This window comes from Rhodococcus chondri, from assembly GCF_036327435.1.
Lineage (GTDB): Bacteria > Actinomycetota > Actinomycetes > Mycobacteriales > Mycobacteriaceae > Rhodococcus > Rhodococcus chondri.
This window is the reverse complement of the sequence record NZ_JAUZMZ010000013.1, coordinates 40,299-51,012: the sequence shown is the minus strand read 5'-3', so window position 1 is coordinate 51,012 and position 10,714 is coordinate 40,299. Positions and strand designations below refer to the sequence as shown.

The 10,714-nt window shown below is 67.1% G+C and carries 10 protein-coding genes; 5 read left to right on the top strand and 5 right to left on the bottom strand.

What is annotated here, in order from left to right; genetic code table 11:
• Positions 1 to 90 precede the first annotated feature (90 nt).
• Positions 91 to 885, bottom strand: a complete 795-nt coding sequence (locus tag Q8814_RS04275) for a hypothetical protein (protein WP_330150772.1) — start codon at positions 883 to 885, stop codon at positions 91 to 93.
• Positions 886 to 952: 67 nt separating this feature from the next.
• Positions 953 to 3,508, bottom strand: a complete 2,556-nt coding sequence (clpB, locus tag Q8814_RS04270; RefSeq protein WP_330150771.1) for an ATP-dependent chaperone ClpB — start codon at positions 3,506 to 3,508, stop codon at positions 953 to 955.
• A 237-nt stretch (positions 3,509 to 3,745) separates the two neighbouring features.
• On the opposite strand from clpB, the gene Q8814_RS04265 reads away from it, so the two are divergent.
• Entirely contained in the window at positions 3,746 to 4,906 is a 1,161-nt protein-coding gene (locus Q8814_RS04265) for an FAD-binding oxidoreductase (protein ID WP_330150770.1), read from the top strand.
• On the opposite strand, the gene Q8814_RS04260 is transcribed toward Q8814_RS04265, so the two are convergent.
• Together Q8814_RS04260 and Q8814_RS04255 are read right to left on the bottom strand one after the other, a co-directional pair.
• The gene (locus Q8814_RS04260) at positions 4,903 to 5,484 is read right to left on the bottom strand and encodes a hypothetical protein (protein WP_330150769.1); all 582 of its coding nucleotides are present in this window, start codon (positions 5,482 to 5,484) and stop codon (positions 4,903 to 4,905) included. The genes Q8814_RS04265 and Q8814_RS04260 overlap by 4 nt on opposite strands.
• Before the next feature lie 82 nt (positions 5,485 to 5,566).
• On the bottom strand, positions 5,567 to 6,289 hold the full coding sequence (locus tag Q8814_RS04255) for a hypothetical protein (RefSeq protein WP_330150768.1): 723 nt from the start codon (positions 6,287 to 6,289) through the stop codon (positions 5,567 to 5,569).
• A gap of 84 nt (positions 6,290 to 6,373) precedes the next feature.
• Here Q8814_RS04255 and Q8814_RS04250 point away from each other — a divergent pair, with 84 nt between their 5' ends.
• Genes Q8814_RS04250 through Q8814_RS04240 form a run of 3 tightly spaced genes read left to right on the top strand, consistent with a single transcriptional unit; the run spans position 6,374 to position 7,693 of the window.
• On the top strand, positions 6,374 to 6,697 hold the full coding sequence (locus Q8814_RS04250) for a type VII secretion target (RefSeq protein ID WP_330150767.1): 324 nt from the start codon (positions 6,374 to 6,376) through the stop codon (positions 6,695 to 6,697).
• The gene (locus tag Q8814_RS04245; protein WP_330150766.1) at positions 6,694 to 7,392 is read left to right on the top strand and encodes a hypothetical protein; all 699 of its coding nucleotides are present in this window, start codon (positions 6,694 to 6,696) and stop codon (positions 7,390 to 7,392) included. Before Q8814_RS04250 ends, Q8814_RS04245 begins: the two co-directional genes overlap by 4 nt.
• 19 nt (positions 7,393 to 7,411) lie before the next feature.
• A complete protein-coding gene (locus tag Q8814_RS04240) occupies positions 7,412 to 7,693 on the top strand; it encodes a hypothetical protein (RefSeq protein ID WP_330150765.1) in 282 nt (93 codons plus the stop codon).
• Positions 7,694 to 7,710: 17 nt separating this feature from the next.
• Here the strand turns inward: Q8814_RS04240 and Q8814_RS04235 are convergent, their stop codons facing one another.
• Positions 7,711 to 8,928 (bottom strand): globin domain-containing protein, encoded by a 1,218-nt coding sequence (locus tag Q8814_RS04235; protein WP_330150764.1) that lies wholly within the window; start codon positions 8,926 to 8,928, stop codon positions 7,711 to 7,713.
• Positions 8,929 to 9,326: 398 nt separating this feature from the next.
• On the opposite strand from Q8814_RS04235, the gene Q8814_RS04230 reads away from it, so the two are divergent.
• The gene (locus Q8814_RS04230; RefSeq protein WP_330150763.1) at positions 9,327 to 10,697 is read left to right on the top strand and encodes an ISL3 family transposase; all 1,371 of its coding nucleotides are present in this window, start codon (positions 9,327 to 9,329) and stop codon (positions 10,695 to 10,697) included.
• The last annotated feature ends 17 nt before the right edge of the window (positions 10,698 to 10,714 follow it).

Below are 10,714 nucleotides of genomic sequence, written 5' to 3'. Positions count from 1 at the left end.
GGTCGATGTAGAGCAGTACGAGCGCGCCGAGAAGCGCGATCGCTGCCAGAGCGAACCACATGAACGTCATCGCCAATCAGACTAGCGTCTTCAGTTGCCGGAGCGCCCGAACGCGGGCAGCGACGCGCTGACGACGGTCTCCGCGGTCATCCGGCCCTGTTCCACCGGGGTACCCGTCGCCACCGCGGTCGCGCCGATCGTGAGGGCGTCCGGGGTATTGCCGGCGAGGGCGATGATCTGCGTCTCGGGCGTCAACAGCACGGTGACGAGCGAGCCGCCGAGGCTGCTGAGCGTGAGGCTGGTGCCGTCGTTGGCGGTGATGGTGCCCACGACCGCGCCGGACGACCCGATCACTTCCCCGAGACCGCCGGGCAACTCGTCGAGCGGCAGGGCCGGGATGCTCGGTGCGTTGTTCGGTGCGGGCGCGGGGGCGGTAGTGGTGGGCACCGGTGCGGCGGTGGTGGTGGGGCCGGTTGCGGTCGCGGCACCGTCGCTGCCGCTGCCGCTGAGCAGGAAGCCGGCGAGAGCGCCCGACACGATCAGCACACCGGCGGCGAGGGCGAGCATTCCCCAGCGCGGTCCGCGAGGACGGCGCGACTCCGGATCGGGCTCGGCGGGAGGTGCGCCGGGAGGTTGGTATCCGGGCGGCTGGTACTGCGGAGGCGGATACCCCGGCTGCCCGAGTTGCTGCGTGGGGTTCGGCTGAGGCGCCGCCGGGTCGAACCGCGGGTCGTACTGCGGATAGACCAGGGTCGGGTTGCTCACCGGGCGCCCGTAGGCCTCGGTCGGGTCGGACGTATAGAGCACCCGGGTGTCGTCGTCGCCCGACTCGTCGAGCGAGTAGGCGCGCTCCTGCGGGGTGCGCGGATCCTTCGGATTCGTCATGGCCGTGTCCAGGATAGCCGTGCGCGGTTCCGGTAGCAGGTGCTACCGGAACCGCGCACGGGCGCCGTCAGGCGCCGATCACGAGATGATCGCCGTCCTCGCTGACCACGACCGGGACGGTGTCACCGTCCTTGATCTCCCCTGCCAGCAGTTTCCTGGCGAGCTGGTCGCCGATCGACTGCTGCACGAGCCGGCGTAGCGGGCGCGCGCCGTACTGCGGATCGTAGCCGCGCACGGCCAGCCAGAACCGGGCCGACGAGTTGACGTCGAGCACCAACCGGCGTGCCGCCAGCCGCGACGACAGCTGCTCGAGCTGGATGTCGACGATCTGCTCGAGCTGCTCTTCCGACAGCGGATCGAAGATCACCACGTCGTCGAGCCGGTTGATGAACTCCGGCTTGAACGCCGCGCGCACCGCCGCCATCACCTGATCCTTGTCGCCACCCGAACCGAGGTTCGAGGTGAGGATCAGGATGGTGTTGCGGAAGTCGACGGTGCGACCCTGCCCGTCGGTGAGACGGCCGTCGTCGAGTACCTGGAGCAACGTGTCGAACACGTCCGGGTGGGCCTTCTCGACCTCGTCGAACAGCACCACCGAGTAGGGGCGGCGACGCACCGCCTCGGTGAGCTGCCCGCCCGACTCGTAGCCGACGTAGCCGGGAGGTGCCCCGACGAGCCGCGCGACGGAGTGCTTCTCGCTGTACTCCGACATGTCGATGCGGACCATGGCGCGTTCGTCGTCGAACAGGAAACCCGCGAGCGCCTTGGCGAGCTCCGTCTTGCCGACGCCGGTTGGGCCGAGGAACAGGAACGAGCCCGTGGGCCGGTTCGGGTCGGCGACACCGGCCCGGGAGCGGCGCACCGCATCCGAGACGGACTGCACGGCCTTCGTCTGTCCCACCACGCGTTTGCCGAGTTCGTCTTCCATGCGCAGCAGCTTCTGGGTTTCTCCCTCGAGCATGCGGCCGGCCGGGATACCGGTCCAGGCGGCGACGACATCGGCGACGTCGTCCGGGCCGACCTCCTCCTTGAGCATCACGTCGCCGTCGGCGGCGGCACCGGAAGCGGCCGCGGCGGCTTCGAGCCGCTTCTCCAGTTCGGGGATGCGGCCGTAGCGCAGTTCGGCGACCTTACCGAGATCACCGTCGCGTTCGGCGCGTTCCTCTTCACCGCGCAGCGCCTCGAGTTGTTCCTTGACTTCGCGGACGGAGTCGATGGCGGACTTCTCGTTCTGCCAGCGGGTGGTGAGCTGGTTCAGCTTCTCCCGTTCGTCGGCGAGTTCGGAGCGCAGCTTCTCGAGCCGTTCCTTCGACGCTTCGTCGGTTTCCTTCTCCAAGGCCATCTCCTCGATCTCGAGGCGACGGACGATGCGTTCGACGGTGTCGATCTCCTCGGGACGCGAGTCGATCTCCATCCGCAGCCGCGACGCGGCCTCGTCGACGAGGTCGATGGCCTTGTCGGGCAGGAACCGCGAGGTGATGTACCGGTCGGACAGGGTGGCCGCGGCGACGAGCGCGGAGTCGGTGATGCGCACACCGTGGTGCACCTCGTACCGCTCCTTGAGGCCACGCAGGATGCCGACGGTGTCCTCGACGCTGGGCTCACCGACGAGTACCTGCTGGAAGCGACGTTCGAGTGCCGCATCCTTCTCGATGTACTTGCGGTACTCGTCGAGGGTGGTCGCGCCCACGAGCCGCAGCTCGCCACGGGCGAGCATCGGCTTGATCATGTTGCCGGCGTCCATCGCGGATTCACCGGTCGCGCCGGCGCCGACGATGGTGTGCAGCTCGTCGATGAATGTGATGATCTGACCGGCAGACTGCTTGATCTCGTCGAGCACCGCCTTGAGGCGTTCCTCGAATTCGCCACGGTACTTGGCGCCGGCGACCATCGACCCGAGGTCGAGGGAGATGACGGTCTTGCCACGCAGCGATTCGGGAACGTCACCGGCCACGACGCGCTGGGCGAGCCCTTCGACGATGGCGGTCTTGCCGACGCCCGGCTCGCCGATGAGTACCGGGTTGTTCTTGGTGCGGCGGGAGAGCACCTGCACGACGCGGCGAATCTCGTTGTCGCGGCCGATGACCGGGTCGAGCTTGCCTTCGCGGGCGCGGGCGGTCAGGTCGGTCGAGTACTTCTCGAGCGCCTGGAAGGTGCCCTCGGGGTCGGCGCTGGTGACGCGACCGGTACCGCGGACGGTCGTGAACGCTTCCCGCAGCACCGCGGGCGTGGCACCGTGCCCGGCGAGGAGCTTGGCGACGTCGGAGTCGCCGCTCGCGAGGCCCACCAGAACGTGCTCGGTGGAGACGAATTCGTCGGTCAGTTCGGTCGCGAGTTTCTGGGCCGCGGACAGCGCGGCGATGGCTTCGCGGCCGAGTTGCGGGGTGGTGGTCGCGCCGGTGGCGCTGGGGAGCCGGTCTACGAGATCCTGCGCCTCGCGGCGTACCTGGGCGGGATCGACGCCGACTGCTTTGAGCAGCGGGCCGGCGATGCCGTCGGCCTGGTCGAGCAGCGCAACCAGCAGGTGCGCCGGACGGATGTCCGGGTTACCCGCAGCGGACGCCGACTGGAGTGCGGCGGTGAGCGCAGCCTGGGTTTTCGTCGTGGGATTGAACGAGTCCACTACGGGCCCCTTCCTTCTCGTGGGTCTGTTTCGATTCTCCACCCGCGAGCGTGGCTACGGGCGTTCGATGGGTTCAACGGGACGAAAGTTGAGTTTGTTCCACTCAAGTTTATTGATATCAATGATGCGTGTCACATCGGCGCGGACACTGTGCAGTTACCGGGCGCCTGTGGCCGACCCGCGCGTCACCGACTACAGTGGCGGCGACCAGCAGGAATCGCACGTGGGAGGGATGGCGTGGAGGCATTCGCCATCGCCCGGGTACAGCTCAGTTTCGCGTCTATCACGGCAACCCCCACCGGCCCCGAACGGTTCGCCACGGCCTTCTACACCACCTTGTGGGCCGAGGCCGCCGGCACCCGAGACCTGTTTCCTGCGGGCATGGAAGGCATGCGACACCGGTTCACCACCGCCGTCGGCTGGGTGATCAACCGGCTGACCGATGTCGACGCCGTCGAAGCGTTCCTCGGCCAGCTCGCCCGCGACCACCGCAAGTACGGTGTCAGGCCCGATCATTTCCGCGCCGCCGGGCACGCTCTTCTCGTCGCGGTGCGCGAATGCACTCCGCTGATCCTGTGGACCGCCGCGCTCGAGCGCACGTGGTCGCGGGTCATCGGGCGGCTCGTCGAAGCCATGGCCGTCGCCTGCGAGGAGGACGACCTTCCCGCGTCGTGGGGTGCCACAGTCGTCGGCCACGAACGCGTGCTGCCCGACCTGGCGATCATCCGGCTCGAAACCGACTCCCCCATCCCGTTCCATGCGGGCCAGTACATGAGCGTGCAGATCCCTCAGCGACCCAACATGTGGCGATACCTGTCCGCGGCCATTCCCCCGAATCCGCACGGCCAGATCGAATTCCACGTGCGACGGGTCTCGACCGGCTGGGTCAGCCCCGCGCTCGTGGGCGAAGTCTCGGTCGGTGACCGCTGGACGATCGGCCCACCGCTGGGAGGGTTGGCCGTCGACCTCGAGAGCGGCCAGGACGCGCTGATGATCGCGTCCGGCACCGGACTCGCGCCCATGCGCGCCCAGATCATGGAGATGGCGATGCGCGGCAACAATCCGCGCGTGCACCTGTTCTACGGCGGCCAGTACCCGTGCGACCTCTACGACCTGGAAACGCTCTGGCACATCGCCATGACCAACCCGTGGCTCACCATCGTGCCGGTCATCGAGCAGCCGGAGAACCCGTGGTGGCATCCGTTTCCTCCGAAGGAAGCTCCGCCGGGCCTCAACCGTCCCATGTACGGCAAACTCGGCAAGGTCGCCGCGCAGTTCGGTACGTGGGCCGACCGGCAGATCCAGATCGCCGGCTCGCCGTCGATGATCCGCACCACGCTCTACGCGCTGTCCGCCGCGGGCACACCGCGGCAGAACATCAGGTTCGACCCGCTCTAGACCCTGCGTCCGGCCGCGACCGCGGCGGCGAAATCCGGATGCGCCTGCGAAACAACAATTTCCGTTCCGTCCTCGGTGACCGCCACTCCCAGCGCCGCCCGTCGCGGTTCGAGCAGCCGCAGCGCCATATAGATCGGAAGGAAGGACAGCCCGAATACCGTGAGCAGTCCGACCCCGTAGATCTTCGGCGCTCCCTGAACCAGGGCGAACACCAGCGCGAGGAACACCGCACCCAGGACGGTGCACGTCGCGGCGGCCGCGATCTGCCAGCGGATCCGGATGTCGACGCACCGACCGCACACCGGCCACTCCACCGCCGCGACCTGCACCGTGTAGGCGGCTTCCAGCGCCGAACCGAGCCTGCTCGCCCCGCCGGCCGCACCCGAGGACGTGTCCGGCGACTGATCCGACGAGATCGTCACCCGCGCCCGTTCCACCTCGGGTTCGCCGTGTCGTGCGCACACGGGCGGAACCGGCTCCACCGGCCGCAATGCCCCGTTTCGTGAGTTCGCTGCTGTACCGTGCGCAGTTTCGACCGCCAACCGCACCTCGACCCGCTGGGGTCCCCCGTTCGCCATGCGAGGCAGTATTACAGCCCGCTGCGGCGAGAGAAAGCCCGGGACACTCCGTCGCAGGAAACGCCCTCCGAGGACAAAGCTTTCACTCGTGCCGATGTCTCGGCGGATCGGGGAGCCCGGGCGAGGTATTCCGGCCTGCCTCCGCACGCAACCCCTGGACCGCTCGCACGAAGTTCGGGTGGGCGTCGGGAACGAGCAGAAACGATCCGTCGATCGGAAATTCGAGCCCCACCCACGACTGCTTGAACGGCACCGCCTGTGAACCGACGAACATGACCGGGAACGCCACCAACATCAGAATGGGAAGCGCCGGGTATTCGTCGAGCGACGCGCCCGACCAGAAGGCCCAGAGCAACGGGCACAGAAACATGGCGATCCCCAGACCCATGCCGGAGACCGCGACAATCGTCGCAATCGTCGCGATCCGCGCGCATCTGGCACACAGCGGCCACTCGACCCCCATCGTGTAGGTGGGGAACTCCTTGCGCCTGCCTCCCGGATGCCTCGGATCGGCGAGATCGCCGAAGAGCCTCCTGTCACCGGCACAGACCCCCGAGCTCATCCGATTCTTCATCGACGACACGGCCGCACTGTATCGGCGCACTTCCGGCAACCCGTGCAATGCACACACTTCGGGAATTGCTTCTCCGACCTCGAGTATTCGGTCCCGCCCCCAGTCGGACAGCGGCGCATCGTCTTCCTCGCCGTAGCGTTGCGCGACACTCAGCCGCACATGCATCCGTCCCGGAATCCCGGACTCCGGATAATTCGACCCCGAATAGTTCGACCCCCCGTTGATGTTCACGGCGGACAGTATTGCAAGCCGTGGCGGAACAAGATCATCCGATGTCGTAGACTCCCACCGATCACGACATTCGGGGGGAAAGTCATGACAGAACCGGGGTTCCGTGTGGATCCGGACGATCTTCGTGCCGCGGCGCAGCAGTTGCAGGATCTTGCCGACCAGTCACGAAGTGCGCGCAGTTACGCCGACAGGTGGTTGTCACCCGACGCCTCCGGTGGTGTCGTGTTCGGGGACATCATGGCCCGGCTGGCCGAACTTCGCCCTCGCCTGACCGCCGCCTACGACGAACTGGGCCTCGCCACCGACCGGGCGTCGACGGCCCTGAACACGAGCGCGGCGGAGTACGAAACGAGTCGAGACGCCACCGCCCGCCGGTTCGATCGACTACACCCGGATGTTGCCTGGTGACCGCCCCCGTCCACGCACTGGACGCACCCGCCGGCTCCGACCCGATTCCGGACCTTCTCGAAGAAGCACTCGGTCTCTACTACATCAGCCCGAGCTTCTACATCCAGAAGTTCTGCACCGGAGTCATCGGCGTCGATCCGTGGGCCATGGCATCCGAGAAGTGTTCCGGGGATTGGGGCGCGATCGCACGTGCGGGAGAGAGCGTGCACAACCTGGCGGCATTCGACCGGATCTACGCCGCTGGAATCGGCGCAGCCGCCGCGACGTCCGAGCCCTGGACCGGGACGGCCGCCGACGCCACCCGGGACTATCTCGCTCGGTTGCAGAACGCCGTCGATTCACGGGCGAACCAGCTCGACCGAATCGGCACTCAGCTGGAACAGATGGCGGTCGCGATGTACGAACTGGGCCGGGCGGTCGGCGACACCCTCGCCGCGATCACCGACAGCGCGATCATCGCGATCATCCATATCGCGGCCGCGAAGGCCGCGCTCCTGACCGGCGTGGGCGTGGTCGCCTCGACTGCGGCGAGTGGCCTGGCAGCCGTGGAGATTGCGCGCATCCTCGACGCCTGGAGCACGATCACGTCGGTGTGGACCAAGACCTGGACGCTCGTGCAAGCACTGATGAGCGGCCTGGTCGGGAGCCTGGCCACGATGGAGCGGATCGAGCTGCCTCCCCTACCGACCACCTGACCCGACGACGAAGGACACCGTGCAACCCGATTTCGTTCTCGACGTCGCGAACGGCAGCGCCGACCTGTCGCGGCACCTCACCGAGTCGTTGCGAACCCTCGCCGCCGCAGCGCCCGACCCCGAGTTCCGGCGCCTCGTCGAACAGGTTCTCGGCGGTGACCTCGGGGTGCGTGCGCTTGCCCGCACCGACGCCTTCGCTGCGTTTCTCGACAGTTTCGCCACCGATGACATCGCCCGGATGCAGTCGCTCTCACCCGAGGAGCTGGAGCAACTGGCAGCGAAGCACCGCACGGGACGCTGAAGGACGGGCCGCCGCTGCTATTGCGGCAACCACTTGTCGGGACCGAACACCTCGTAGTGGACGTTTCGTTCCGGGACCTCGCGCTCGATCAGCGCGGCTCGCACCGCCTCCATGAACGGCAGCGGTCCGCACAGATACACCTGACTGTCGGGAGCGACGTCGACATCGGTGAGATCGATCCGGCCCGCGCGCGTGGTGTCGGACGCGGGCCGCACCCCCAGGTCCTCGTACCAGTGGTGCACCCGGGCACCCGGTAGCCGCTCGACCAGTTCGGACAACTCCCGTCGGTGCGCGTGCCGGGACGGTGCACGGTCCGCGTGCAGCACGGTGACCAGCCGGTCGGATTCGGTACGGGTCAGGTAGTGCAGCATCCCGATGATGGGGGTGCACCCGATTCCGGCGGAGATGAACAGCAACGGGGCGGTGGTGTCGTCGAGAAGCAGATCGCCGAACGCACGCGACACCGTCAGCTCGTCACCCTCGAACATGTTGCGATGCAGAAAATTCGATACCTCCCCTTCGGGGATGATCCCACCGTCGGGATTGCTCATCTCGGGAATCGCCTTGACGGTGATGCCCCAGTACGCACGCTGCGGCGCCCGGGTGAGGCTGTACTGCCGGATCTGCCGCGCACCGTCCGGCAGGCGGACGGCGACGGAGACGTACTGTCCGGGACGTGCCGGCGGCAAGGGCGAATCGTCGGGAAGTGCCAGCGCGAACGAGACCGTGTCGGGTGATTCCTGCACTCGTTTCCGGATCGTGAGTTGCTGCCACACCTGCCCGGGGTCGACACCGGAGTCCAGATACAGCTGGGTCTCCATCGTGACCAGGGCCTTCGCCATGTCCCAGTAGACCTCGTCCCACGCCGCCGCGACCTCGGGGGTCACCGCGTCGCCGAGGACTTCGACGATCGCCTCGAAGAGGTGCTTGTGCACGATGTCGTACTGATCGGCAAGAATCCCGAGCGATGCGTGCTTGTTGGCTATTCGCGACAGCAGGTCGCCCGGTTCGGCGACATTGTCGGACACCAGCAGGCTCGCGTACGCGGCGATCGCTCCGGCCAGGGCGCGCTGCTGGTCGCCCTGGGCCTGGTTGCCGCGGTTGAACAGATCGCGCTCGAGTTCTGGATGCGCAGCGAACATCCGGCGGTAGAAGATCGGGGTGATATCACCGATGGCTGCGCCGACGACAGGAAGGGTCGCGCGCACTACCTCGGCGTTCTGTGCAGACAACATGCTCCCACGGTAGGCCCGCCCGCGCCCTCGTGAACCCCTTTCGGCCGGTCGTCGGGCCGACAGGCTTCGGACCATCGTCCGGATCTCTATGCGAGCCGGTCCCGCCGCAGACAGAGACGGCATGGCCGGCAACCGGGGTGGTCATCGCCCGACGAGCACAGCGGGTCGCACTCGGCGGTGTGCCGCTCCGGCAAATCGACGAAACGACCCGCTGGGCGGGAGCAGACGCTGTCGGCAGTCGGATACCTCCATAGCGTGAGGACATCGGAGTAATGCGAGATTCGCGGCTCTACTGACTGATCTGTGGGTGATCTGAGGGCCGTATAGAAACGCACGCCGTTGCCCCAGTAGCGTTCTGGCTTGTCTAGGGTCAGGTCGCTACAGATACGGGAAACGGCGTGCGCAACAACAGGATATGGGCTCGGATCCTCGGTGTCGAAAAGACGATCGTCGAGGGCGTCGAATACGACGACGACGCGGGATGCGTGGTGGTCTCGGTACGGCCGACGGCCAGAGCCCGATCACGATGCGGGGTGTGCCGGCGCCGGAGCCCGGGCTACGACGGTGGGGCAGGGCGCCGACGGTGGCGGGCTCTCGATGCAGGCCAGGTCACGGTGCTCGTCGAAGCACCGGCACCGCGGGTGATGTGCGGTGAGCACGGGGTGGTCGTGGCGCATGTGCCGTGGGCCCGGCACGGGGCCGGACACACGAGGCGGTTCGACGAGACGATCGCGTGGCTGGCCACACACTGCTCGAAGTCCGCGGTGTGTGAGCTGATGCAGGTCGCATGGCGCACGGTCGGGTCCATCGTCGATCGGGTGTGGTCCGACACCAAGCGCAAGATCGATCGTTTCGGCGGGCTGGCCCGGATCGGGATCGACGAGATCTCGTACAAGAAGGGGCACAAGTACCTGACGGTGGTCGTCGATCACGATTCCGGTCGGCTGGTGTGGGCGGCGGAAGGCCACAACGCCGACACCCTGCGCGGATTCTTCGATCTGCTCGGCGAGGCGCGGTGCGCGCAGATCACCCATGTCACCGCTGATGCGGCGGCGTGGATCGCGAAGGTCGTTGCTGAACGCTGCCCTGACGCGATCCGGTGCGCGGATCCTTTTCATGTGGTGGCCTGGGCGACCGCCGCGGTCGACAAGGTCCGCCGCGGCGCCTGGAACCGGGCTCGCGCGAAAGCGATCCCGCGCAAGAGGTTCGGTACACGAGGGCGGCCGCGGGCCGGGACGGGCAACACCGGCGATCCATACCGTGAGCGGGCCACCGTGGTCAAGAAGAGCAGGTGGGCGCTGTTGAAGAACCCGGAGAATCTGACCGAGAAGCAGACGGTGACGTTGCGGCTGATCGAACTCGAGGATCCCGCCTTGTACCGTGCCTATCTGCTCAAGGAGTCGCTGCGGTTGATCTTCCAGATGTCCCTCGAGGATGCTGTCGTCGAGTTGGGCCGGTGGATCGGTTGGGCTCGGCGATGCCGTATCCCCGAGTTCGTCGCGTTGGCGCGCAGCATCGTCACCCACCGGGACTCGATCCTTGCTGCGATCGAACACGGCCTGTCCAACGGGCGGATGGAGTCGATCAACACCAAGATCAGACTGATCACCCGTGTGGCGTTCGGATTTCGTAGCCCTGAGGCCCTCGTTGCCCTGGCCATGCTCGGGCTCGGCGGTCACCCGCCTCAATTACCGGGCAGAAATCACCCACGAATGAGTCAGGAGAGCCCGAAATTGTGGGGTTCGCACACACCGTCACATCCTTGGTAAAGAGACGGTCTGTCGCC

Coding starts and splice junctions, on each gene's coding strand:
- Q8814_RS04275 (WP_330150772.1), bottom strand. CDS start 885: ATGACGAATCCGAAGGATCCGCGCACCCCGCAGGAGCGCGCCTACTCG.
- Q8814_RS04260 (WP_330150769.1), bottom strand. CDS start 5,484: ATGGCGAACGGGGGACCCCAGCGGGTCGAGGTGCGGTTGGCGGTCGAA.
- Q8814_RS04250 (WP_330150767.1), top strand. CDS start 6,374: ATGACAGAACCGGGGTTCCGTGTGGATCCGGACGATCTTCGTGCCGCG.
- Q8814_RS04235 (WP_330150764.1), bottom strand. CDS start 8,928: ATGTTGTCTGCACAGAACGCCGAGGTAGTGCGCGCGACCCTTCCTGTC.